We start from the raw sequence: 26,529 nt of genomic DNA on the forward strand, positions 1-26,529 counted from the left end.
GAAGGACAAACGGCAGGAATAACGCAGCGGAATGACGCCTGTTCGCCTGACACCGCAACGCTCGTCTTGGCAACGGCATACCACTGTGCCAAAGGGCACGTTTGGATGGCACCCGCCTTGAAAGCATTGACCAAGCGAGGCCATTGTCAGTGCAATGGCCGCACCCGTCAGTTGTCGATGGTCAATTCGATAGCGGTATTATCAAGACACAGGTGAAGGTACTGCGCTAGCAGCTGGTGCTCATGACGTTCAGGCAAGGTCACCTCGATCGTGCCGTAACCCAACAGCTCCTGCCATTTTTCCGTCAGTGCCACCTCCATGTGGTGACGCGCCAGCCGTACCGCCGTGAAGCCCTCCGTGACAGGGCGACCGGTCGCTTCTGTCTGCATCTCGATACTCTGTTCACCTGGGATGCCATCTTCACGCATCTGCATCAAGACGACAAAGTGCTCTGGCTCTTGATCGTCATCACTCAGCCCGATGATATCGACGCCGTTTTCACTGAAGCAGCTGACGCTGGTCGCTTCGAAACGATGGATGTCCTGCATAACTATGATTCCCTATTACGTAGATGGATCGCGGGCTAAGTGATACACGCTTTGGCCGCCAAGCGATGGCATAAGCAACCCCATACAGCGGCGTTTTTCTTCTGTAGTACATGCGACACGGTGATGCCGTGTCGTGCGCTGAGGCCGACGCGCATCGGAATGCGTACCGCCTCAATCAGAACATTACTAGACAGCATCTAAACGGATGCGTTGCATGCCACGATCGCTGAGGGCGCAAGGAAATGAACCAGCAACACCGAACAAGCCCACCCAACGGCGGCGTATCCATCGCTCACGGGCCGATCCCTTACAACCTCGTCGGCATCGGATCGGGACAGGTCAACACGTCACCCAGATTGTACAAACGTACAATTTCGATCCGCATGAAATATAGGCACTCTGTCAAAGCACTGTTGCGCCAAAAGAGCACAACGGTCAGCTGGAAACGCGCCTAAATCACGCCTGATGCGATACTACTGACAGCATATGGATCGGAGGTTGAGCCGTAATCTGCTCAACCTTATGATCGACAGCAGTACCATGATCAGTGCCGAAAGCACCGCTACGTGAAACATTTATGACGGCGTGATCACCTCTGGCCATCGGTGCCGCCCTTTTCAACCCACATGTAAAGAATCAAGGTGCCACTCATGAAACGTTACCGATGGCTCAATGCGCCGCAGCAATGGTCAGGCGATGAATCGCATTTGCACGTCGTCACCGATGGCGCGACGGACTTCTGGCGTGAAACGTGGTACGGCTTTAAACGCTTCAGCGGCCACTTTTATGGCACCGAAGTGAACGGAGACTTCACCTTTCAAGCCCATATCCAAGCTGACTTTAAGACACTGTATGACCAAGCCGGCATCATGCTGGTCGCTGATGAAACATGCTGGTTGAAGGCAGGCATCGAATACAACGACGGTCAGCCTGCGATCGGTAGCGTGCTGACACAAGGCCATTCGGATTGGACAACGGGGGTATTTCCCGGAAACGCGCGCAATTTCTGGATGCGCCTGACGCGCCGCGGCGACAGCCTGCGCCTACAATACTCGGCGGACGGCAACGTATGGCCATTGCTGCGCTTGTTCCACCTCAAAGCCCAACACTGCCGCGTCGGCGTAATGTGCTGCACACCTGAGCGAGCCGGGCTAGCCGTCGACTTTAGTGAACTGACATTGACGCCGCCACTGGATAAAGCCTTGCATGACCTAAGCTAGCCATCCCCGCAAAAAGCGAACGGACAGGAAAGACAACACATGCGGCCCGTAATTTCCTGAATACGGCATATTGCACTACCAACACGACCTTCATGTGCCGCGCTGATCCATCCCATAAACCCCTTCTACTCGGTTCATAAAACCTCATCCCATAAAAAAGCGCCCTGCCCTTTATGGAAATACCATCGGTATCTCATCAAAGGCCGAGCGCTAAGCTAACTTACATCATGTCCGAAGTGACATGCCTATTATCGTTATGAGGTGGCGTACTGATGGCGGTCATACGCCGCTCGCAGGACACGGTGCATTCGCAGATCATTCACTGTCGGTCGAATCATCCTCGCCGTCATCTTCATCGTCGTCTTCCACCGCCCAGTCCTGATAAAGCCATACTGCGGCATTGGCTGGCAGGTCGTCGGTTACGTCGATATCCGGCAAACTTTTAGCAATCACTTCACCTGCGGGCATTGGAGCCGCTTCATTGCCAAAGTTGATCGCGAGGCAAATGTTGCCATTGCGTGCCACAATCACGTCGTCGCTGTCGGTGTCGAGGAATGTGACTTCGCCTGCGGCTAATCCCAGTTCCTGTCGTTTCTTGAACAACGCGCGGTACAGGCTCAGCATCGAGGTATCGGACTTCAGCTGCACATCGACGGCCAGTTCACGATAAACCTGCGGCTGAGGCAACCAAGCACGCGCGGCGGTGCTGAAGCCAAGATTCGGCTTGTCGGACATCCACGGCATTGGCGAACGGCAGCCATCGCGGTCCATATCGCGGCCCTGCAGGTCGGCGTCGGTCAGCGTGGTGTGATCCGGCAGCCCCAGTTCTTCACCGTAGTAGGTGCAGATGGCGCCCGGCAGCCACATGGTCATCAGGGTCATGGCACGCGTACGGCGCGTGCCCAGCTCCAGATCCGGCTGTTCGTCCTCCGGGCCAATATCACTGCCTTTATTCTTCGGATCGGGGAAGCCCAGATAGGACACTTGGCGGATGAGGTCGTGGGAAGAGGACACCCATACCGAAGAAGAACCATGTTCGCGAGTAGTGGTTACCCATGAATCGATGATGTCCTTGAACTCGCCCGCCTGCCACGGCGCTTCCTGATAATCGAAGCAGAAGATCTGGTTCATATGCGCCTTATCGACGAAGTTTTCCATACCGGTTTCGGCATCGTCGAACACTTCACCGATCATGCAGCGCGGACCAAATTCTTCATCAAGCATCGTGCGCCACTCGGCATAGATCGGGAACAGATCCGGCAGATTGTCTTCCACTTGTTTGGCCGTCAGCTCCGGTTTGATCAGCAGCGTGGGGGCATCGACACGCAGACCATCGACGCCTCGATTCATCCAGAAGCGCAGCGTGTTCTTGAACTCTTCACGCACCTCGGGATTGCGCCAGTTGAGGTCGGGCTGCTCTGCCGAGAACATGTGCAGATACCACTGCGTATCGACCTTGGTCCACGGTTCGGTGGTCGTCCAACCTCCCCAAGCGTTCGGCGCCAGCTTACCGCCATCACGGCCATCAACGAAGATATAGCGATTGCGTTCGGCGCTACCCGGCGCCGCTTTAAGTGCGGCTTGGAACCACGGGTGCTGAGAAGAGGTATGGTTAGGCACGATATCGATGAACACGCGCACATTGAGTGAATGTGCTTTAGCCACCATCGCATCGAAATCGTCCAGCGTGCCGTAGGTTGGATCAACGTTGCGATAATCGGCAACGTCGTAGCCCATATCAGCCTGGGGAGACGGATAGAACGGCGTCAGCCAGATGGCATTGATCCCCAAATCTGCCAGGTACTGAAGATGTTGGGTGATGCCCGCAATGTCACCCACCCCGTCACCGTTCGAATCCGCGAAAGAACGCACATAGATCTGGTACAGGTTCATATTCAGCCACCACTCGGTGGACTGCGCTTTTGAAGTAATCACGTTCTGTAACATAGCAAGACCTTATTGTTATTATTTACACTTGGATGAGTACAGATATAAAGACATGCCGTACTCAAATGGCCGAGCCATACTCACAGATGATCAAATAATATTCATCTCAAAAGGATTGTAAATACGCGTTCCAGCGATCATTACTTCATATCGTTATTTATCTAATGGATAATATTCAAAAAATGAGAAAAATATAATTACCTGATATATAAAGAGATAAATCCATACCGATACACAATATTACTAGCATAGAGAAGAATTGCACAAAGCATCATCATTTCCATAAAATAATTGGAGACCACTCTCCGAGCGATAAAGGCGCCACCATATCAACCCAAGCGCTTCAATCTGTAGTCGCCACTCAGCACTCGCTGCCACCATAAAGTATTATCCAGATACCATTGCACGGTTTTTCGCATCCCCGTCTCAAATGACTCCAGAGGAATCCATCCTATTGCGTGCCTTATTTTTTCAGCATTTATTGCATAACGGGAATCATGGCCAGGACGATCCTTGACGAAGGTGATTAGATCACTGTAATGATCAATATCTTTTGACTTTTCTGGGCAAAATTCTTCTAACAAATCACAAATGGCATAAACAACGTCTATATTACGCTTTTCATTATACCCACCAATATTATATGTTTCACCCACAGTGCCAGAAACCAAGATGCTATATAACGCGCGCGCATGATCATTGACGTACAGCCAATCGCGAATCTGCGAACCGTCCCCATATACAGGCAACGCTTTGCCATGCAGAGCATTAAGTATCATGTGAGGAATCAGCTTTTCTGGAAACTGATATGGTCCATAATTATTGGAACAGTTGGTTACCAGGACAGGCAGCCCAAATGTACGATGCCAAGCCCTAACCAGATGATCTGACCCCGCTTTCGAGGCAGAGTAAGGGGAGCTGGGAGCATAGGGGGTAGACTCAGAAAAAGAACTCAGGGTATCTGCAAGATCACCATACACTTCATCGGTAGAAATATGATGGAAGCGAAAGGCCTTCTGCCTTTCTACAGGAAGTTTTTGCCAGTAACCACGAACAGCTTCTAGCATAGAACAGGTACCTACAACATTGGTTTGGACAAATGCTGTAGGTCCTTCGATAGAACGATCCACGTGGGACTCAGCAGCAAGGTGCATCACGGCATCAGGTTGAAACTGTTCTAGCAAAGCGGTGATTGCAAAAGTATCGCAAATATCCGTTCTAGAAAAATGATAACGGCCGCTATCGTGCACCGGAGCCAACGAGTCCAAATTACCAGCATAAGTCAGTCTATCGACATTCAATACGTTATCGCTAGTATTCGCGATGATATAGCGTATCAATGCAGACCCGATAAACCCTGCACCTCCAGTAATCAGCACATTCATGACAGCGCACCTCCTATAGCAAAGAAGCAAACAGCTCATCTTATTAATGAAAATGCCCACTCACGAGTCATCATAGGTGGGCATAGACATATCTGGCACTAAGCTAACAAAAATGCGCAAGCAAACAGTTGCTTCTATTCTATATTAGCCTCGTATAATCAGTGACCTTGCAGCGAGTCCGCGCGACCAACACCGTAGTACATCAGCCCTGCATCCTTGACCGCTTTCGGATCAAAGACATTGCGACCATCGACGATCACCGGGAAACGCAGAGCCGCCTTAACGGCAGCGAAGTCTACACTGCGGAATTCGGTCCATTCGGTGCAAATAACCAACGCATCGGCACCTTTCAGGGCATCCATGCGATCGTCGACCAACTGCAAGTCGTCACGCTGGCCATAAATACGGTGGCATTCGTCTTCTGCCACTGGATCATAGCCACGCACGGTAGCGCCCGCCTTCCAAAGTGCTTCCATCAGCACTCGGCTGGGCGCATCACGCATGTCATCAGTTTCCGGCTTGAACGACAGCCCCCAGACAGCAATCGTGCGGCCTTTCAGGTCACCGTCCAACGCATTGGAGAGCTTGGTGAACAGCGTCTGTTTCTGGCGCAGGTTGACCGCTTCTACCGCTTTCAGCAGCTCAGCGTCGTAACCAACTTCGCTGGCCGTACGTGTCAGAGCCTGCACGTCTTTCGGGAAGCAGGAACCGCCATAGCCGCAGCCGGGATAGATGAAGTGGTAACCAATACGTGGGTCAGAACCGATCCCCTGACGCACCTGCTCGATATCGACATCCAGACGCTCAGCCAAGTTGGCGACTTCATTCATGAAGCTAATTTTGGTCGCCAGCATACTGTTGGCAGCGTATTTGGTCAGCTCTGCCGCACGCACATCCATGAACATCAGCTTATTGCGGATGCGGTTATACGGCGCGTAGCATTCGCTCATCAGTTCACGAACGCGCTCAGAACCCGTGCCAACGACGATGCGCGCGCCTTTGGAGAAATCTTCAATGGCCGCCCCTTCCTTGAGAAATTCTGGGTTGGAGCATACATCGAACGCGGGACGATCCGCTTCAGATGGGAAGCGTTCGGCTAATACTGCGGCAACGGCATCACGAACTTTGTCAGCGGTTCCGACGGGAACCGTGGATTTATCAATCAACACCTTATAACTGGTCATGTGTTGTCCGACCAGACGAGCGACGTTCAGAACGTACTGCAAGTCAGCACTGCCGTCTTCATCGGGAGGCGTACCCACCGCAATGAACTGAAGTACACCGAATTCGACCGCTTTGGAAGGCTCCGTAGTGAAGAACAGACGCCCTGCTGCCACATTACGCGTCACGACGTCATCCAGGCCCGGTTCGTAGATCGGCACTTCGCCTTTTTGCAGGCGCGCAATCTTATCCGGGTCGATGTCCATGCACATGACCTCATGGCCCGCGTCTGCCAGACATGCCCCCGTGACCAATCCCACATAGCCCACGCCGAAAACGGAAATTTTCATGGCTCATTCATCCTTGTGTTAAGCCGCACGAAGCGGCTTGCCCAGACAATATCAGTGCGGCTCCAGCCGCACAGAGAAATGTAAATCCTTGCATGCCGTCGCCCGACGTTTATCAGACGAGAAAAAGGCGTTACCGTTCTTGTAACCTACTTGGACGACGGGAGAAATCCGCTATTGGTCCAACGTAGCTGGGCCTGCCGATAACGCAGGCATGCCCAGAACACCGCGATCGCGTAAGGGTACACCATGACCGCGTCGTTATGAGTGAAAAGCACCTGCGACATCCCAAAATCCATAAAGCATACAGGGATCATTGCCCCCCCTAAGGCCAGCGAACGGGTTGTCATGTCACGGCTCTTGCGGTAGCGCGAGAACAGCGCGAGAGGTACAAGATAGACGCCCAGAAGCGCAAGGACACCGATGCTGCCGCGCTTGGCGGCAGCATCTAGGATTTCATTGTGGGCGGATTGCAGATCCTGCTCGATGACGCCCTGCCCGTAACCAAACTTTTCATGAATCTCGTTGCGCATTTCTACGAACTGATAGGACCCATAACCAAAGATGGGTCGGTGGCCGTACATGTAATTGGCCATTCGCCACAAGTCAAAGCGGGCCCCCAGCGACGTATTGTTTTCGCCCTGTCTATAGTCATGTATGTCGATGTAGATTTGATGAATACGCCGCGCAACGCCCGTTTCGGGAATCGCCACGACAGCAGCACCACACATGAATATCCCTGTGATAAGGCCAATCCACTGAGTACGTGACAGGAAGTTCGAGTAATTGCGAATCAGCATAAGAAAGATCAACGGTGCCCCGATCCAGCCCCCGCGAGACCCCGACAACAGCGAAGCCCCTATTCCCATTGCCGCACCCAACGCAAAAGCCGTAATCCAGTAAGCACGACGCTTCTGTTCCTGTCCCCAAGCAATGCCTGCAAGGCATAGCACGCCCATCAGCATGGAAAGATCACCAAACTGAATGGGGTACAAGAAGCCTTCTGCCCTATCCATCCCAAGCCATATCTTCTGATAGACAGCGATGACGCCAGCAGATACCGCGCTTAAGATTACGCCCCGCCAGAGCCAAGTGACACGCGGGGGGTAACGCAGCAAAATCAGTAGTACCGGAATCGCCAGCAGAAAACGAGCGGGTTTATCAAGTTCACGAGATTTAAGGTGGAACCAAAGAATTTCCGCTGCCAGCGCACAGAAGTAAGCTCCAAAGGCGGCCATCAACCAGCGGTCATGAGCATTGATTCTAAGCTTGAACGGGGTTGCGGAACTGAGCCAAGAACGAGGCAGCAACAGCACCACAGACAGCAGCAGCAATAGCGTCGGCCCCAGCGAGTAACCACCGGGAAAGGAAAGGTTTATGGCGAACATCAAAAATACGATTAGGGTGGTGACCCAGCGCCATCGACATGTAGGTTCAGCCCTTACGGCCATGATAACTCCTGATATGATTGGTACAGCCAAGCGGTAAATGGCAGTCGATAGACGATAGACGATAGACGATAGACGATAGAATAGACCTCCTGTCTACCAAAATGTCTCTTCCATGATTTGGCTTATCGACTTATTTTGTATGGATTATGCATAACAAAACATATTCAAGAACAGATTATTTAGGGCAACAATAGGTCTATTTCTTTATATTAACAGAATATTAAAGCATTCAACTACGCAACTTCATATCAAAACAAAAAGGGTGGCTAATTTTTTCATACCACCCATTAATTTCAAATATAGCTATATATCTTAGCTTGCAGATTTATCGCTAATAACCTTAAAGAAGGTCATAAATATAATTTTTATATCTAACCATAACGACCAGTTTTCAATATACCACAGGTCATATTCTACTCGGCGTTCAAGGCTAGTGTCGCCCCTCAGCCCATGAATCTGAGCCCAGCCAGTAATACCAGCCTTAACCATATGCTTTTGCATATAGCCCGGAATTTCTTCACCAAATTTTTTGACAAAGATGTCGCGCTCTGGACGCGGCCCCACGATCGACATATCCCCCTTAAGAACGTTAAGGAACTGCGGAAGCTCATCTAGGCTAGCCTTACGAATGAACTTACCAAACGGCGTGATATCTTTATTTTTTGCGTTACCCCAGACCACCTTGCTCTTTTCGCTATCCACTGGCATAGACCGGAACTTCAGCATGCCAAAATTGCGGTTGTTCCAGCTAACGCGCGTCTGCCTATAGAAGATAGGTCCTTGGGAAGACAACTTGACACCCAGTGCCACTAGTAGCAACACAGGAAAAATCATCACAATGATGAGAGATGACAGCACAATGTCTTCAAGGCGCTTAATGCACCGTTTACTTTTCGTCATGGGCGAACAGCTAATATCAAGCAACCTAACGCCGGAAAACGTCGATGGTTTGTAGTTGATCAGCCTCAGTTCCTGCATTCCCGGCATAAACCGGATGTTCAATGACATCTTGTCGAGCGCATCTACGATTGGCGCTACCTGATCGCCCAAAGAGATCGGCAGGCAGATCCAAACTTCATCCTCATCAATGTTGAGCTCCTGCAAAGATGCCATCGAATAGGTGTTCCAACCTAAGAGGGCTGCTGCATCGCTATCGCTTTCTCTGACAAGTACGCGTGACACTTCGAACTCAGAATATTGGTCTTGTCGCAATGCCTGCGCGACCTGATCACAATAAGTATAGTTGCCGATCAATAGTACTTTATACTTTTGCTTTTGTATGACACAGCGATAAACCGAATATGCCAGAGCGCGCGCAATCAAAGTTAAAAAAAATGCTATCCCGCCCCAATAAAGAAGCCATTCCCTGACAAATTTTTCGTTAAGATCGAAAAAGAATAGCACAACCAAGATGCTGATGCCCCATATAATGTAGCCTCGCATGATGTCACAGAAAATTTTTAATGCACTTTTCCCCTTCCAGCTGGCATACATGCCCACAAGAGGGAATATACAAGCTGCTAACAAAGCGCCTACAAGAGTGGCCCAGCTATATTTTTCGATAGACATAGCTAAGCTATTAAAATAAAAAGAATATGCCAACCATCCTGACATTATTATAAGCACAACATCTAGCACATTAGAAAAACAAGCGCTAAAATTTATAGCAGTAACTGTCAAATGCTGATTTTCGTTACTTTTCATAAAAAGTCCATATAACCTGTCGCGTTTCAACGCTTATAGCAGAATTGACTAAAAACAATTACATGTATTTTTCAAATATCCACAATAAACCTTTAATCTTTTTGTATTTAGTAAATTATATTCATCAGCTTCTAACTTTAAACTCAACTGCCCTAAAAACGTAGTGTGTAAAAAAATATAACGACCTTATTATACTGAAATGGAAGCTTTTACGCAAAACATTCCAATGCCAAGTAATTGCTTTTCGTTTGGAAGATGAAAGACTATTATTTGATATATTATGAAAAACCAAAGGCTCTTTTTCAAAACCTAACTTCTTATTGGAGGTAGCGTCAATCACTTTATATATAAAAGCAAAATCTTCATGTCCAATGTTTTCAAAGTAAGTTTGATCAGCCTGTTTTTTTCTAACTACAACACTTGAAAAACAGACTCTTACTTTTTTCTGCAAAAATTCTTTGGAAGTAACATTTCCAGGCATATTAATTGTTTTCTCTACTTTGTTTTTCACATAAAAATAACTTGCACCTACTATATCAAAATTTTTTAAAATTTTTGTTTGTCGTTCAAGTTTATCAATAGACCAAGTATCATCACTATCGATAAAAGCCAAAAATTCACCTTTGCTATTTTGTATTCCTTTATTTCTTGAATAAGAAACCCCCTGATTTTCAGTATTTTTTAAAATCTTTACTCTATTATCTTTTATGTTTTCGATAATTTTGTGCATGCTATTATCAGTCGAACTATCATCTATCACTATGAGCTCAAGAGAAGAAACTGTTTGTTTCAAAACAGATTCAACAGCTTGAAGCACTGTATCTTCTGCATTATATACAGGTAATATTACACTAAATTTAACATTTTTAATCATAACACTAGCTCCAACCATTTAGGCTTGATTTCATCTAGACAAAAACGTTTAGAATTTTTAATAGCAGCACATCGCATATCACTCAAAAGGCTTTCATTCGAAGTCAAAAGCATCAGTGAGCTAACAAATTCTTTACTTGTTTTAACAACAAATCCCCCCCTTGAGTTTCCTATTATTTCTTTTGGTCCTGTCGGGCAATCCATTACAACACATGGCAATCCATATGCTTGAGATTCAATCAAGACCATTGGAAACCCCTCATAAGCGGAGGTCATTAGAAATAAAGAAGACTCTTGATAAATAGCACTGGTATCAGCAAGCATTCCTCTAAAATTAACCGATGCAGAAATACCAAGTTCATCTCTATATTTTATAAGCTTGTTTTTTTCATCACCATCGCCCACTATATCTAAACACCACCCATCAGCATCCTGCTTTTTAAAATCAGCCCAGTACTCTAATAAATGATCAACTCGTTTTTGATGAACTAATCGCCCTACAAATAATGCTCTTTTCTTCCTATTACTATCAGTAACTTTTACATTGCAAGTAGGCGCTATATTAGGGATAACAAACGTAGGAATTTTAGCTTTATTTTTTATCCAGCTTTCGTTTTCTTTTGTCAACAGTATTGCTGCCTTGTAGTATTTAGAAGTTGCTATTTTTAAAAATTTTACGATCAAAGAATAACTTGCATATGAAACATGCTCACAGACATATGTATTTAAAAAAATATTCTTCTTTTTTATCTTGGATATAACACTGTATATGCATGAAAGTTTCCCCATTGTTATTACAAATACTGCTTTATATTTTTTACTATTTATAGCATCCACTATACTCCAAATAGAAGTGATATAACCACTATGATCAGCACAAATCACATTCGCATCAGACATATCATAAAAAGTTTTTACACCTGACTTTATTGAGTATATGTCTACATTCAACTCTGAAGAAAGGATATATGCCATATTGCTAACAACACGCTCAGTTCCACCAAAGCCGAAAGCATTATCAATTACAATTGCGACACCGCTACTATCAGTCATTTTTACTCTCCATAACTTTTTTCACTAGACCGTAAGTGATAGCAAAATATAAAAGCAAAATATTGGTTAAAGCTTCTGATATAAAAATAGCTATGGCTCCTCCCGTTGCCCCCCACATAAGACATAAAGGGATAGCAATAGCGATATGAACTACAGCCACAACTATAGGAATTGAAACAAATACCTTATTATAACCAAAAGGAAGAAGTATATAATTTGCTAAAATCACAGATGCAGTTACAAGAAATATTAAAGGGGACATTATCTTCATGTCAACAACAGCATTACTGTATTCATTTCCAAGAATACAATACACAACCTCATTTGAAAACAAATATAATAAAAAAGACATAAAAAAAGTAATAACCAGTTTAAAAATAGCGACATTTTTTATAAACCAAGCAGCCTTCCTTTCATCATTCTCCAATATACTAATAATCCTAGGATAAATAGCCCCATTCATTATTATAACAATCCCGGTCACAGCCATTCTTATTTTATCGACCCCATTAAATAGTCCCGCATCCCTAGACGAAGAGAATATCCCCAAAACAATAACTGTACTAAGCGTATAAAAACTAATCGCAACATTAGATATAAAAAAAGAAAAGCTTTTTTTCAAGTTAAAAAAAACAAAATGGAATGTTATTTTGCTTTTAACAACTAGCTTTTTACTTAATACCAATGTAAATCCGATTAAGCCTGATGATATAGTAACCAAGGATTGTATTATGATAGCAATCATAAGGTCGTCTTTACTTTTTACTAAACACAAAATAAATAATAAACCACACCCTCTAGCTATTAGATTAGAGACAGTAATCCCCCAAAGTTTTTCTACCCCTTGAAAAAACCAGTTAGGAAATAGCACACTACCAATGACTTGAGTAGATGCCAAAACAATAATTAAAGCGCAATCATAAAGCTGAGGTATAAAAGTGCAAAGTAAAATCAAAAAGAAAAAACATAAAATAGCCAAAAAAAACTTTGCTGCCAATACATTCCAAAATAAAGAAGAAATTTTTTCTTTGTTTTCTTTATTTATAGCTATATCTTTTGTTGCACTTATATCAAAACCATAGTTTGTGGCAATAATGCAATATTGGGATATTGCTAAAGCAAAACCATAAATCCCAAATTGGGATGGGGATAAGACACGAGCCAAATAAGGTAGCGTCGCTAATGTTAATACATATTGCCCTCCCTGGAGCATAATTAATGAAAATACATTTGTCAGAAATTTTTTATTCTTTTCAAGAATAATTTTAGCTCTATCATATATTTTGCACTGCATAAACAAAACCTTTTTCCAAAGATTGCTAACAAAAAAATAGTGAATCCTTTGAAAGTCTTAATTACATTGTTATTTTTCCAAGAAAAACACCACTTTTTCATATCTATAGTTAAACCATTCTTCCAACATGATTTTAAATAAAAATTTAAAAGATAGTCATGATATTCCTTATCTTTTTCTTGCAAAAGATAACGCTTATACTCATTTTTCCCTTCAAGCTCCCCTACAATTTCTGGAAAATCCATAGGATTATTTGAAGAAGCAGTATTACCCTCCGTATCTATATTATAAGTCACCAGAGGTTTATTTACGAATACTGTATTATTCAGTATACTCAACATAAAGAAACAGCTGATATCTTCCCCTATTTTTTGACTTTCTGGAAAGAATATTTTGTTATCGCAGAATACTGATTTATGCGCACAAAAGGATGAAGGAAAGTATGGAAATTCACCTACACTCTTCAGATCGTTGTAATTAATGACACAAATTTCACTAGTATTTTTCAATGTTTTATCAATAGTATTATTACTAGACTTTTTTATTCTATATGCAGAAGCAAAAATGTTTTGCCCTGGGTATAAAGAAACAGCTTTTCTTATGTACTCCAAATACTCGTTTTCCCAATGATCGTCAGCGTCTAGAAAACAGATTAAACTATCTTTCGGAGATTCGATGATAGCTCTATTACGAGCAGAAGATACTCCTCCATTTTTTTGTTTAAAAACATCAAAAGAAACACCCAGATTTTCAAATTTTTTCTTATATTTATATATTTCTTCCAATGAGTTATCAGTAGATCCATCATCTACTATAAAAACACTGTTAGGCGCCGATGTTTGCTTAAGTAATGAATTTAAAGTTCCTCCAATAACATTGGCTTTATTATAAACAGGAATTGCCACTATTATTTTTTCAATATTCATATTTTCACCCTTTTTCGCCCGTGGAGATTTATAAACTTTATTGCTACTGAATACAATAACAATAATAAACAAATAAATAAACTATAGTAAAAAAAATTATTGGAGTAAATAAAAAGCCCAGCCCTAGGCAAATAAATAATCTTTGGAATCAATGAAATAAACACCATGCCAAAAAATGGCTTTTTGAATGTTTCATTATTTAATATTGCGATACTTATTCCGGTTAAGAAGCATAAGAAAAAATACAAAATAATATTTTTTTGGGATAAGTGATATATATCCAAAAAAACAGACCAGCCTAAACCGTGTCCGTTATTAAAAAACTCAGGGTTCAAGCTAAACGCAAAATAATTAAAAAGATTTATGTCTATGCTGGATTTTATAACACCTAGCATAGAAAATATACCCCCAACAGGAACTAGCATTGTTATAAGAGAGTATATTGAATACCCACTCATATGCCAAGCCGGAATAGCAACAACAGAAGTAAATCCTTGTTTATATAAAAAGTCGAACAAAATAAAACCATGCGTTACTGGATTCCCTCTATATGCCTCTACAGCTACAGAAATCAACACGGCAAGTGTAAATAATAAAAACAAATTTAAACTAGAAACTTTCTTGCTTTTCCCATGATCATATACCCAAAGAGTGCAAAAAACCCATGTTATTATCGACTCTCTTGCTCCTACTAATAGCAGCAGCACTGAATACACAAAAACAAATAAACATGCAATTAATACTAATTTTTTGCTTTTAGAAAACAAACTCAAAGAAAACGAAACAGGTAAAACAATAGAAACCAATCTAAGGAAATTAAATTTATAGCTTGCCTGACTGATGTATAAACCATCATAGCCGTAATTAACAACTGATATGATTTTATTATATAAATCAAAGGGCAAACAACATGCCAATATTAAAAATGTGAATACACAACCTTTTTTTGCAAAATCTTGAATTTTTTCTTTACCATTGCAAATAACAGTTAAATGATCGTTTCTTTTTATAAATAAAGCAATTCCACACCAAAAGAAAAAAAAGCCCGTATTAAACAAGAAGAAACTATTTGTTATTTCTAAAGAAGTCGGATGATAATATACTCCATATCCTAAAGTAAAATCAGAATAGTCTTCAAAAAAAGACCCGACAAAATATCTACCATATATAAATGAGAAACATCCAATCATGTAAAGATGTAATATAGATAGTCGTTCTAATTTTAAAAGATATGTGGCCAAAGAAATACCGCAAAAAAGAAACATAGAAACTACTCGATGCGCATCTATGCTATCAAAAACATAGGGCAATATAAAAAGGTAGCTAAAATAAAAAGACACGCTCATATATATTATAAAGTGTTTTTTGTTACACATTAATACACCTAATATTTTTTACTTGAAACCGCTCATAGTTGTTGTTAACAACTATGAGCGATTTTGGTCAACGATACACAGGCAGCTTCCCACAAACAGCTTTTACTTTTTCCCGCACCTCAGCTTCCACTGCTTCGCTATCGCCTTTCACCAGCGCATCCAGCACATCGCAGATCCAGCCAGCCAGCGCCGTACACTCTTCTTCTTTAAAGTCACGTGTCGTTACCGACGGCGTACCGATACGCAGACCAGAGGTAACGAACGGGCTCTGCGGATCATTCGGCACGGCATTCTTGTTGACGGTAATGTTGGCACGACCCAAAGCGGCGTCCGCATCTTTACCCGTCAGCCCTTGCTTGACCAGCGATACGAGGAACAGGTGATCCTCGGTGCCGTTGGACACGACGTCGTAACCGCGATCCATGAAGACCTTGGCCATAGCCTTAGCATTCAAAACTACCTGATGCTGATACGTCTTGAATTCAGGTTCCAACGCTTCCTTGAAGCACACAGCCTTGGCTGCAATGACATGCATCAACGGACCGCCTTGGATACCAGGAAAGATAGCCGAGTTAAGCTTTTTGTAAAGGTCCTGATCACCAGTCGCAGACAGGATCAGACCACCACGCGGACCACGCAGCGTCTTGTGCGTCGTCGTTGTGACGACATGCGCGTGCGGTACGGGACTCGGATATTCACCCGCAGCGATCAGACCCGCAACGTGAGCCATATCGACCATGAACCACGCGCCTACGCTATCAGCGATCTGACGGAAGCGCGCCCAGTCAACGACCTGTGAATAGGCAGAAAAACCGGCAACGACCATTTTCGGCTGATGTTCTTTGACCAGACGTTCAACTTCGTCGTAGTCGATCAGGCCTTCGTCATTCAGACCGTACTGAATGGCATTATAGTTGCGGCCAGAGAAGCTAGGTTTGGCACCGTGAGTCAGGTGACCACCTGCATCCAAACTCATACCGACCACGATATCACCCGGTTTAACCAGCGCCTGGTAAACCGCTGCGTTGGCCTGAGAACCCGAGTGCGGCTGTACGTTGGCATAGTCAGCGCCGAACAGTTCGCAAGCACGTTCGATGGCCAGCTTCTCAACCTCATCGACGTACTCGCAGCCACCGTAGTAGCGCTTACCCGGATAGCCTTCAGCGTATTTGTTAGTCAACTGGGAGCCCTGAGCTTCCATCACACGCGGGCTGGTGTAGTTTTCGGAAGCGATCAGCTCGATGTGGTCTTCCTGACGCTGAACTTCCTGCTGGATCGCACGCTCGAGAGCATCGTCATAGCCGGCAATGGTCATATCGCGGGTAAACATGCAACGGTCCTCGCACTGTAGGTCGTTATAAAGGGAAAGCCTCTTGGCATCTTGTGCTCTAATCGCAGTGCTGATGCGCGGTCCTGCGGCCACCACTGCAAGCCAAAAGGGAGATCCAATATGCCATTGCTAGCGAGCGTGCACAACGGCGCAGCACAGCCCTCTCAATATTAGAACGGGCAAATGTACCTTGGTACAGGAAAAAGACAACCCTCGCTAAAGGAAATCTCATGTTCTGCCTGAAGATTTCTCTATTTCGCCATTTTTTTCAGAAAGCGCGCAGGCCTCTGGTAAACTTCTAAAGGCTTACAGCATTTAGTGATCACGGACTGACTTCATATGCCTCATACCTCTCACGATGCCTTTGTCGCGGCCTACCGCCTAGACACCCTCGGCCACGGCTCTCCCGTCACTAAAGACGAGCTGTTTCAGGCATGGCGCCAGAGCAATGACCCGTTATGGCTACACCTTGACCTCACGGCCCCCAGCAACATTGATCATTATCTGCATGACATCGCACAGCTGGATCACTCGCAGTGCACCGCCATGTGCGAAGAAGTCACTCGCCCTCGTGTGGCTCATTTCGGCAATGGCCTGCTCACCACGCTGCGCGGCATCAATACCTCTCCCGAGGCTGAATACGATGATCTCGTCACCCTGCGCATCTTTATGTCGAGCAATCGTCTGATCACCGTACGCCGCCGTCCGCTCAAACCGATCGAAGACATCATGGGCCTACTGGCCGAAGGTGCTGGACCACGCTCAGCCACCGAGCTGCTGGGCATGCTGGCCGACCGCATCATCGACCAGTTCGGTGATCGCATGACCGCACTGGACGAAACGCTGAGTCAGCTGGAAAAGCAGCAGCTTGATGAAGACGATGTCGATATGGCTCAGCTCAGCATGCTGCGCCGACCTATGATTACTCTGCGCCAGTTTATGGAGCCGCAGTACGCCTGCCTCAGCCGACTGGCCGAAGCGACAGATGGCCTTGAACCGATGACACGCCTGATCATGCGCGAAAGTGCCAACCAGCAGTACCGCTATATAGAAGACGTACGCGCCATGCAGGAGCGCGCCCTGATCTTGCAGGAACAGATGTGGAACACCCATAACGAGCAGCTCAACAACCGCCTCTATCAGCTCTCATTCATCTCGGTGCTATTCCTGCCGCTAACCTTCCTGACGGGCCTGTTAGGCATCAACGTTGGCGGAATCCCCGGCAACGAGAACCCTCATGCGTTCTGGATAGTGGTTGGTATCTGTGCCGTACTGACCGTCGTACTAATCCTGATGATGAAGCGCTGGAATAGGTGATGCTTTTCGGCAAGAGCAGCGGCTGATTACTCCCTAGGCAACACTGGGTAGTTTTGCTTCAAAGACAATCTTCTGAATCAGCTGCTGCCTATACCGCATCCGCAGGTCTTCTGGCAAACACGTCTCTTCAGCCTGTGCGATCAGCCAGGCCTTTCTTGCGCTCTCTTCTTTAGGCAACCGCTTCACTCGCGTATCCACCCACACAAAACTCATCCGCTGTGTGTCGATCATCACGTTTCCCAATGTCAGATCGTCGTGATAGTACCCCGACTGCGCCAGTGTACTGACGCTATTCGCCAGCGTGGTGGCCAGCCATTCATGGTCAGCCTCCGTCGTATGGCTATCATGGAATTCCTGCCCTGAAATGCAATGCGGCAACCAAGCCATCACGTGTACAGAGCCCAAGGAGTTGAGCGGATTCAGCGCGACACCGTAACCGAAAGTCGGCACCGTTGCGTGCCCTTCCCTCTCTAGAATGCGGTTGCTGTCATACTCCTTGCGGCTGTCATGCTGACAGCGCACTCGCTTGTCAATCATGTCGCGCCCAAGCCAGTGGGCGAACTGCGCCGGGCGATGCTTATCCAGCACGAACTTAAACAAGTGTGTCCGGTCAGCGCTGAGATAGAAGCGCGTGCGCGGATTATGGCTCAGCGACAGTCGCTGCTTAGGCTGTTGGAATACCTCGTGCAGCACGATATCGTGCGCATCCATGCCGGACATGGCGTACCAGAAAGTGCCTTCTGGCAAGGTGATCGAGCGCAGCATGCAGCAATTCCTCGTGGAGACGACGCCGCCTCCTGGACACGGTCGCATGGCCGTGCCGGTGTGTATCGCTGCCGTCATGGTGTATAACGCTCGACGGCAACGTCCCTGCAAGAACTCCGTGCCGGCATCTCTCATGGTTCAGGCTTCCAAATAGCCGAACATTGGCATGACATGCAACGGGGCCTAGCCCTATAGATAACAGGCTAATCATACCGATGACATGAGGATCTCTGTAACATCTTGCTTATTGAATCAGCACGATAGCGCAAGTATCGAGCAGGATCGGGCATGCTTGTAAACACCATCTTTATACAGCTCTGCTATCCTTATCCGTTTGCTTTCTTCAAACTTAATGATTTCGCGTTCACGTTCAGGGACTGGCCTTGCTGCGCTATGCCCCTTATCATTTGAGTCATCGGTGTGTGCACTCTCACAAACACCGCTTTATTCCATTTCATTCACTCCCGTACGAACAGTGTGGCGATCGTCGCGCACGACTGTTCGCATCGACATGATGGATTCCTATGGCACAGTACGTGTACTCCATGAATCGGGTAGGCAAGATCGTGCCGCCCAAACGCGAGATCCTGAAAGACATCTCGCTCTCTTTCTTTCCGGGCGCCAAGATCGGTGTGCTAGGTCTGAACGGTGCGGGTAAATCTTCGCTGCTGCGCATCATGGCGGGCGTCGACAAAGACTATGTCGGTGAAGCCCAGCCGATGCCGGGCATTAACGTCGGTTACCTGCCACAGGAACCGCAGCTCGATGACAGCAAGACGGTTCGCGAGATTGTCGAAGAAGCGCTGTCTGACGTACTGAATGCGCAGGCAGAACTAGAAGCGGTCTACGCCGCCTATGCTGAGCCGGATGCCGATTTCGATGCGCTGGCCGCCAAACAGGCCAAGCTCGAAAACATCATCGAAGCGTCCGATGCGCACAACCTTGAGCGCAAGCTCGAGGTCGCCGCCGATGCGCTGCGTTTGCCGCCGTGGGAAGCCAATGTCGGCAACCTCTCCGGGGGTGAACGCCGCCGCGTGGCGCTGTGCCGCCTGCTGCTGTCCAATCCGGACATGCTGTTGCTCGATGAACCGACCAACCACTTGGATGCCGAGTCCGTGGCGTGGCTGGAACGCTTCCTTGTCGAATACCCCGGTACCGTCGTAGCCGTCACCCACGACCGCTACTTCCTCGACAACGCAGCGGGCTGGATTCTGGAACTCGACCGCGGTCGCGGCATTCCGTTCGAAGGCAACTACTCTGACTGGCTGGATGCAAAAGAGCAGCGCCTCACACAGGAAGCCAAGCAGGAAGCTTCTCGTCAGCGCGCTATCAAGCAGGAGCTTGAGTGGGTACGTCAGGGGGCCAAAGGCCGTCAGGCCAAGAACAAAGCGCGTCTCGCTCGCTTCGAAGAAATGCAGTCTGGCGATTTCCAGAAGCGCAACGAGACCAATGAAATCTACATTCCGCCCGGCCCGCGTCTGGGCGACAAGGTCATTGAGTTCCACGGCGTGACCAAGTCGTTTGAAGACAAGCTGCTGTTCGAAAACCTCGACTTCGTCATCCCGAAAGGGGCAATCGTCGGTATCGTAGGGGGTAACGGCGCTGGTAAATCGACACTGTTCAAACTGATTGCAGGCAAAGAACAGCCGGATCAGGGTGAGGTGGTGATCGGTGATACGGTCAAGATCGCACACGTTGAGCAGCTGCGCGATCATCTGGACAACAGCCAGACCGTATGGGAAGCCGTGTCCGATGGACAGGACATTCTCAACATCAACGGCTACGAAACATCGTCGCGCGCCTATGTGGGTCGTTTCAACTTTAAGGGCACCGACCAGCAGAAGTTCCTCAAGGATCTGTCCGGTGGTGAACGCGGTCGTCTGCAGCTGGCCCAGACTCTGAAACAGGGTGCCAACGTGCTGCTGCTTGATGAGCCGTCAAACGACTTGGATATCGAAACGCTGCGCGCACTGGAAGAAGCCCTACTGGTCTTCCCCGGTACCGCCCTGGTGATCAGCCACGACCGTTGGTTCTTGGACCGCGTGGCCACCCATATCCTGGCTTATGAAGGTGATTCTCAGGTGACCTTCTTCGAAGGCAGCTACACCGAGTACGAAGCGGATCACCGCAAGCGCGTCGGCAACGATACGCCCAAACGTACCAAGTACAAACGTATCGACGCGTAATCCGCGCTACGATGTACACCAAGCCCCCGTGTCATGCACTCGGGGGCTTTTTCTTGGGTGGCAGTCAGCCTACCACCGTTCGCACACGATAGACGCCGCCGAGAATCGCGCGGCATTCATCAACGCTTCCTTTCCTTGGTGACATCCTCAGCTACCTTGATCAGCTGGACACGTAGCGTGTCGATAGCCCCGCACACCTTTTTGGTTCGCACCACGGGCGTCCACAGCAATGCGTTGATCTCCTCAAGCTTGTCTTTCAGTGGCTGAAGGGCTTCACGCTGGCGCTGATGCAGAGCATGGCTCAACTCGCGATAGGCTTTGCGGATGTTCTTCTCGGCCGCTTTACGCTGCTGGCTTTTCCGATAATCATCACTGAAGTAGCCCCAGATCGACTTGAACAACCCGGTCAGCAGGGTGACATCGCCCAATGGCGCCATGCCCCACCTGACAGGAGCCCACGACAACGGCGCTCCATCGACCACGCCCTCGATCAGTCCGTGGAGGTCGATGCCGCGATCAACATGCACGTCAATAGCAAGCTCACGGGCCATCGCCGAGGCATTTATACGCTCATGACAAAGCAGAATGTCTTTGGCATGTTCTTCGAAGCGTTCGATGATGCCCGCCACCTGCCTCTGGCACTGCTGGACCTTACCCTCGAACTGCTCCGGCAGACCGTCCTGAACCGCCCCTTGTTCTTTTTCCATAATGGCCTGCAGTCTGACCTCAAACTCATCATTGCTGATATCTTCTTCGATCTGGGCATTGATCTGCTGCCGCACTCGAGCACCAAACGCCATGATCGATTGACGCCCTATAGCGCTGACCTCTTTGTCCAGCCGGGCACGCGCCCTGTCCAGCTGGAGCCCCGCATAGCCCGTCTCCTTATGCAGCTCATCTTGAAGCGGCAAGAACTGCTCACCCACCAACCGTGCTATGACAGTACACGCGCTGTCGATCGCTACGCGGATCTTGTTCGCGTTGGCATGCTGAATCTTGCTCTCGGTGTCCTTGATCACCTCCTGCATCAGCAACTGGTTGAAGTTCCCGACACCGGAGGCGTCGAGCAGCCGTTCAGCCGTCAGGGCATCCATAAAAGTCTTCCTGCTTAGTGCCCTGCTCGACAGTGGCGTCAGGCAATCGGCCAGCGCCAGAAAGCCCGGCAATGCGCTCAATGTCGTGCTGCGCTTGTAGTGTCGCCCTAGCGCCTCACGCATCTGCCTGTCCAACTCGGTCAGCCCAGACTGATCGTCATTACTGACCAGCGCGACCTTGCGCAACACTCTAGGGTTAGAAACAGGCTTGTTGAAGACAGTCCAGACTTCCGTCTGGGCACCAAGATGCACTTTGATTCTCTCAAGCGTTTCTGCATCATCATCCGTCGACGGCGGTGCGGCTCGGTGAGTGACATAGAAGACCGCATGCGCACATTTGACCGCGTTCTGGATGTCCAGGTGAAAGTGTTCGTTGCTGACCTCAATACCCGGCACGTCCAGAATTCGGAATGACCGGCCATTGACCATGAACTCGTACTGGCGAATTCCATGCGAGGTACCAGAGCGCCCGCTATTAATAATCGAGCCGTCTTCATAGGCTTCCAACTGATGACGATTATCGAGTGCTGTCTGGTGCTGCTTCATAATGTTCTGATGCTTGAGCTGCGCGTCGTGCTGCTGGCGCTGCAGACGTTCGATGACCAGCGCATGCTGCTCGGGCAGCCGGGAGAACTGCTGCTGCAATTGCTTCAGCATTGCGTCCTCAGGAAGCCGGCGCACCCGAGAGAACAGACGCTGAGGGATACTCGCCGTGCACCTGCTATCGCTGATGCGCTGGCGCAACTCGCTTATCTTCCGCGCAAGATCGGTTTCCTGCTGCCCATACTGATGATCGGCTTCCGCCATCTTCTGCCGGGCATCGGCCTGACGGCGTTCGAACTTGTCGGCCTGCTGTTCCAGCAGATTCAGGTCATGCTCGTACAGTCCGAATTGCTTCTGTAGCGCACGAAACGCCTGTCGCTGCTCCTGCTTGCCCTCCTCCTTGAGCAAAATTCTGAGGCACTCGATCAATGTCGACTTGCCGGCGTTGCGCTCACCATAAAAGGCGATGGTGAACGTGTTCCACTCAGCACTGTCGCGCAGATCATTCATCAGCTGGCGTAGCATACCCTCGATGCCATCAAGCACCACTCTGGCCGTGGCGTATTCCACTCTCTGCCGACCATCAGAGATGTCATGCTCAAGCGCACTGATGACGTCATGGATCTGTTCGAGCACGCCATCATAAAGGCACGCTGCAAAATTGTTAGTTTTGGTCACAGTAAAATCCTAAGGTCTCATTGGTTTGCTATAGAATTTTTGCGTTGGACCATCCCTGCCCCCGGCAACCCAAAGCTGCCATTCTCCCTGCCGCTCATTCCCACGGGTACGCCAGAATGACCGGTACGCCAAATGCATCAACAAATTGAAAGGTTTCGATGCAGCGGACGTTTATTTACAATCGAGTTACAACTTTACGGAGGGTAGCTGATGATATCGCCCCCTCTCTTTTATAGATAACGCATGAATAACAGATATCAGTGTCGCTTACAGTAAGCGCCACCTTATTTAGAAACAGCAGTAAATTCCCACATATCGAAGATTATCGTTATTTGCGCCTCATTAGAGGCTACAAGATAATGACACCGTAAGTTATCCCCATGTATACAAGGCCAATCTCTTTAAATAATTACAAATATAATTAAATGATTACCATTCTTTACATTCAGGCTTCATAACAACAGCACAGCACAGCACAGCACAGCACAGCACAGCACAGCACAGCACAGCACAGCACAGCACAGCACAGCACAGCACAACACAGCACAGCGGTCATCTAAATAAGCAGGCAACTTTGATATCGCTATAATTAAATACGTAGATGATATTGACCAATATTCATTTCATAAATAAAAGAGATTAACGATATGCGCAGAGCGCACCGATGAAACATATATCATTTTTACTAAAAATACGCCAATAAAAGCAAGTAGCAACCACTTATGCTAAACACGTGATCATTTAAACAAACAAGGCCATAAGTTATCACCTGGATAAATCAGGTGTAATTATCAAGGGAAGGGGGGAATGGCGTCTATCAACGCCAGAAGTATAACGCCAGATATAGGGGATGCCGCTTTCATCTGGCAGAAAGCACTCACGCATAGCCACGCTGCCGCCCCTCTTGCCATGTCACTCAACGCATTAGGCATGGTGGATGAGAGGCGGCACCGCACTAAAGCTCACTCTTGGGCGTAAAGGTCAGGATCGTCCACGTGGGGGCGTGTCTTGAAGCGACGGTGCAGCCACAGATACTGTTCAGGGTGACGGCGAATGGCCTGCTCAATCACAGCGTTGATACGTGCGGCATCGGCGACGTCATCGCCGCTCGGGAAATCTGCCAGTGCGGGCAGATATTCAAGCGTATACGTCTGATCATCGTCATTGCGATGAAAGATCAGTGGCATTACCGGAGCGCCGGTCATGCGCGCGATCTTGGCCGTCAGTTTGATCGAAGCCGCTTCAATGCCGAAAAATGGCGCAAACACGCTAACGTCACGTCCGAAATCCTGATCGGGTGAATACCATACGGCATTCCCACTCTTGATCCGTTTAACCACGCCACGCAGGTCGTGACGGTCGATGGCACGTCCAAAGATATGGCTACGCGCATGGGTCATAAACTGTTCGAATACGGGATTATCGTGCGGACGATAGACAACATCGGCATCGAAAAAAAGCGAGTGCAACGCACCACCCAGATCCAGCGTCGAGAAGTGGATACCGATGATCAATGCGCCTTTGCCCTGCGCCAGCGCATCACGCATATGATCGGCGCCTTTGAACGTCACGCGACGACGCATGTGCTCGGGGTTACGGCACCAACCGGTGGCAGTTTCCAAGATGCCGATACCATTGGCGCGGAAGATGCGCTTCACCAGCGCCTGCCGCTCAAGGTGGGACAGCTCTGGAAAGCACAGGCGGATATTGGTATCGGTGATATGGCGACGGCGCTTAACAAGGTGGTAGGCCAGCCAGCCAATGCTGCTGCCCAGCCCGACACGCAGCCGCCAAGGCAGCCAGGCTCCTACGCGCATCAGCGTGATGGCCAGCCATGCCGTCCAATAGCGCGGATGGGCGTGTTCCATAAAAGAAGAAGTTCTGCGAGACATGAAGATTCCAGATCAAATAACGGTACGACACGCAAGAAGCGGCCTACGGTAGCAAAGAGGTCGCTCTCTCATTGCGGTAAATAGCATGACAATGATACTGACACAGACCGTTTCGTGCCTGTATTGATGATGTCGCGTGTACCACGCTGCGACGACACAGGCGTGACAGAGGACGACCAATCCGGCCGTTTCGCCCTGTACTACCTTAGCATGGTCAGCACAAAGGGATGATCCATGCCGCAGAGGTCGGATCATGACCGATGGTAGCGGCGCGGTACACGCGCAGATACGCCCGTCATCAGCGTATAGGAGATGGTATCGCACCCCTGTGCCACCTCATCGACGGCCAGAACGGTGCCGTCTTCCGCCCGTCCCCACAGCACGACATCACTGTCCAGCGTGGGCGCGACGATGTCCGTTAGATCAATGGTCAGCATATCCATCGACACTCGACCAACGATGCGTGAGCGCTGCCCACCGACCAACACAGGTGTTCCCTCTCGGGCATGACGATCATAGCCATCGGCATAGCCACAGGCGACGATACCCACCGTCATGGCATGGGGTGCGATGAAACCTCGCCCATAGCCAAGCGGCTCGCCTGCCGCGAGGCTACGAATAGCAATCAGACGACTCCTTAGGGTCATCACAGTCTTGAGGCTGACTGACCGCACTTTCGGGTCACAAGGGGCGGCGCCATACAGGATGATACCCGGCCGGTGCCAAGCTCCCTGTGCATTGCCACGCACGGTGGCGGGCGAGTTGGCCAGACAGCACGGTACCTCGTAGCCTAACGCGTTCAAGCGCTCGACAACGTCTGTCACGCAGGCGCGTTGCCGTTCATATTGCTGCTGAGCAGCGTCGTCTGCGCCATCAGCCGTCGCAAAATGGGTAATCAGATGCAGTCCTTGTACGTGCGAACACGCCGCCAGCCGCTGCCACTGTGTAACCGCTTCATCAGCGGAGAACCCCAGTCGATGCATGCCCGAATCCAGCTTAAGCCATGCGTTGATCGGCCGGGCTGGGCGCGCTGCCAGCAACGCGTCTACCTGCCAAGCCTGATGCACAGCAGGCCAGTACCCCTGCTCAGCGATCAGCGGTAGCTCTGCTGGTGAAAAGAACCCTTCCAACAGCACAATAGGATGAGTGATACCACTGTCACGCAGCGCATCGGCCTCTTCGATCATCGCAACGGCAAAAGCTGGCGCTAAATCGGCCAGCGCGTGGGCGCAAGCGGTAGCACCGTGCCCATAGGCGTTGGCCTTCACCACAGCCAGACAGCGTCCACTGCCTGCCTGTGCCTGCGCCAGGCGATAGTTATGCCGTAATGCATCTAGATCAATGTCAGCCCGCAGCGGACGGTACCTACCCATGATGACTCCTTGCATGACGTAAACAGGCCCCGCCACCAGCAACGGTGTACGGGGCCTGCATCGAAG

At 48.4% G+C, this 26,529-nt stretch carries 19 protein-coding genes; 3 read left to right on the forward strand and 16 right to left on the reverse strand.

Going from position 1 to position 26,529, the window contains the following annotated elements; genetic code table 11:
• Positions 1–167: 167 nt before the first annotated feature.
• Positions 168–548, reverse strand: a complete 381-nt coding sequence (locus ZBT109_RS09890; RefSeq protein WP_027704714.1) for a hypothetical protein — start codon at positions 546–548, stop codon at positions 168–170.
• A 650-nt stretch (positions 549–1,198) separates the two neighbouring features.
• On the opposite strand from ZBT109_RS09890, the gene ZBT109_RS09895 reads away from it, so the two are divergent.
• Positions 1,199–1,768, forward strand: coding sequence for a DUF1349 domain-containing protein (locus ZBT109_RS09895; protein ID WP_038277767.1), 570 nt, complete (start codon positions 1,199–1,201; stop codon positions 1,766–1,768).
• Positions 1,769–2,083: 315 nt separating this feature from the next.
• On the opposite strand, the gene ZBT109_RS09900 is transcribed toward ZBT109_RS09895, so the two are convergent.
• The 11 genes from ZBT109_RS09900 to glyA all read right to left on the reverse strand — a co-directional run bounded on the left by ZBT109_RS09900 (position 2,084) and on the right by glyA (position 16,615).
• Positions 2,084–3,715: an alpha-amylase family glycosyl hydrolase gene (locus tag ZBT109_RS09900; RefSeq protein ID WP_051523695.1), complete on the reverse strand. Its 1,632-nt coding sequence runs from the start codon at positions 3,713–3,715 to the stop codon at positions 2,084–2,086.
• A gap of 329 nt (positions 3,716–4,044) precedes the next feature.
• The gene (rfbB, locus tag ZBT109_RS09905) at positions 4,045–5,100 is read right to left on the reverse strand and encodes a dTDP-glucose 4,6-dehydratase (RefSeq protein ID WP_027704716.1); all 1,056 of its coding nucleotides are present in this window, start codon (positions 5,098–5,100) and stop codon (positions 4,045–4,047) included.
• A 158-nt stretch (positions 5,101–5,258) separates the two neighbouring features.
• Positions 5,259–6,611 carry a UDP-glucose dehydrogenase family protein gene (locus ZBT109_RS09910; RefSeq protein WP_027704717.1) on the reverse strand — a complete coding sequence of 451 codons (1,353 nt, stop codon included), beginning with the start codon at positions 6,609–6,611 and terminating at the stop codon, positions 5,259–5,261.
• 146 nt (positions 6,612–6,757) lie between these two features.
• Positions 6,758–7,996: an O-antigen ligase family protein gene (locus tag ZBT109_RS09915; RefSeq protein ID WP_169733990.1), complete on the reverse strand. Its 1,239-nt coding sequence runs from the start codon at positions 7,994–7,996 to the stop codon at positions 6,758–6,760.
• Between the two features lie 375 nt (positions 7,997–8,371).
• The gene (locus tag ZBT109_RS09920; protein ID WP_051523697.1) at positions 8,372–9,763 is read right to left on the reverse strand and encodes an undecaprenyl-phosphate glucose phosphotransferase; all 1,392 of its coding nucleotides are present in this window, start codon (positions 9,761–9,763) and stop codon (positions 8,372–8,374) included.
• 124 nt (positions 9,764–9,887) lie between these two features.
• Complete coding sequence (locus ZBT109_RS09925) at positions 9,888–10,637, reverse strand: glycosyltransferase family 2 protein (protein WP_027704719.1); 750 nt, start codon at positions 10,635–10,637, stop codon at positions 9,888–9,890.
• Positions 10,634–11,689, reverse strand: a complete 1,056-nt coding sequence (locus tag ZBT109_RS09930; RefSeq protein ID WP_027704720.1) for a glycosyltransferase — start codon at positions 11,687–11,689, stop codon at positions 10,634–10,636. The genes ZBT109_RS09925 and ZBT109_RS09930 overlap by 4 nt, the downstream gene beginning before the upstream one ends.
• Positions 11,682–12,983: a flippase gene (locus tag ZBT109_RS09935; protein ID WP_084261739.1), complete on the reverse strand. Its 1,302-nt coding sequence runs from the start codon at positions 12,981–12,983 to the stop codon at positions 11,682–11,684. The genes ZBT109_RS09930 and ZBT109_RS09935 overlap by 8 nt, the downstream gene beginning before the upstream one ends.
• Positions 12,923–13,909, reverse strand: coding sequence for a glycosyltransferase family 2 protein (locus ZBT109_RS09940; RefSeq protein ID WP_027704722.1), 987 nt, complete (start codon positions 13,907–13,909; stop codon positions 12,923–12,925). Before ZBT109_RS09940 ends, ZBT109_RS09935 begins: the two co-directional genes overlap by 61 nt.
• The gene (wzy, locus tag ZBT109_RS09945) at positions 13,906–15,285 is read right to left on the reverse strand and encodes an O-antigen polysaccharide polymerase Wzy (RefSeq protein WP_084261740.1); all 1,380 of its coding nucleotides are present in this window, start codon (positions 15,283–15,285) and stop codon (positions 13,906–13,908) included. The genes ZBT109_RS09940 and wzy overlap by 4 nt, the downstream gene beginning before the upstream one ends.
• Before the next feature lie 67 nt (positions 15,286–15,352).
• Positions 15,353–16,615 (reverse strand): serine hydroxymethyltransferase, encoded by a 1,263-nt coding sequence (gene glyA / locus ZBT109_RS09950; RefSeq protein WP_027704724.1) that lies wholly within the window; start codon positions 16,613–16,615, stop codon positions 15,353–15,355.
• 339 nt (positions 16,616–16,954) lie between these two features.
• Here glyA and ZBT109_RS09955 point away from each other — a divergent pair, with 339 nt between their 5' ends.
• A complete protein-coding gene (locus ZBT109_RS09955; RefSeq protein WP_027704725.1) occupies positions 16,955–17,932 on the forward strand; it encodes a CorA family divalent cation transporter in 978 nt (325 codons plus the stop codon).
• A gap of 33 nt (positions 17,933–17,965) precedes the next feature.
• Here ZBT109_RS09955 and ZBT109_RS09960 read toward each other — a convergent pair whose 3' ends face one another.
• Positions 17,966–18,697 carry a hypothetical protein gene (locus tag ZBT109_RS09960; protein ID WP_027704726.1) on the reverse strand — a complete coding sequence of 244 codons (732 nt, stop codon included), beginning with the start codon at positions 18,695–18,697 and terminating at the stop codon, positions 17,966–17,968.
• 524 nt (positions 18,698–19,221) lie between these two features.
• Between ZBT109_RS09960 and ettA the strand changes: the two genes are divergently transcribed.
• Complete coding sequence (gene ettA, locus ZBT109_RS09965) at positions 19,222–20,883, forward strand: energy-dependent translational throttle protein EttA (RefSeq protein WP_027704727.1); 1,662 nt, start codon at positions 19,222–19,224, stop codon at positions 20,881–20,883.
• Between the two features lie 119 nt (positions 20,884–21,002).
• Here the strand turns inward: ettA and ZBT109_RS09970 are convergent, their stop codons facing one another.
• The 3 genes from ZBT109_RS09970 to alr form a co-directional block, all read right to left on the reverse strand.
• A complete protein-coding gene (locus ZBT109_RS09970) occupies positions 21,003–23,198 on the reverse strand; it encodes an AAA family ATPase (RefSeq protein ID WP_027704728.1) in 2,196 nt (731 codons plus the stop codon).
• A gap of 962 nt (positions 23,199–24,160) precedes the next feature.
• Entirely contained in the window at positions 24,161–25,090 is a 930-nt protein-coding gene (gene lpxL, locus ZBT109_RS09980; protein ID WP_027704729.1) for an LpxL/LpxP family Kdo(2)-lipid IV(A) lauroyl/palmitoleoyl acyltransferase, read from the reverse strand.
• A 251-nt stretch (positions 25,091–25,341) separates the two neighbouring features.
• Positions 25,342–26,463: an alanine racemase gene (alr, locus tag ZBT109_RS09985; protein ID WP_027704730.1), complete on the reverse strand. Its 1,122-nt coding sequence runs from the start codon at positions 26,461–26,463 to the stop codon at positions 25,342–25,344.
• Positions 26,464–26,529 lie beyond the last annotated feature (66 nt).

The organism is Zymobacter palmae, assembly GCF_003610015.1.
Classification (GTDB): Bacteria; Pseudomonadota; Gammaproteobacteria; order Pseudomonadales; family Halomonadaceae; genus Zymobacter; species Zymobacter palmae.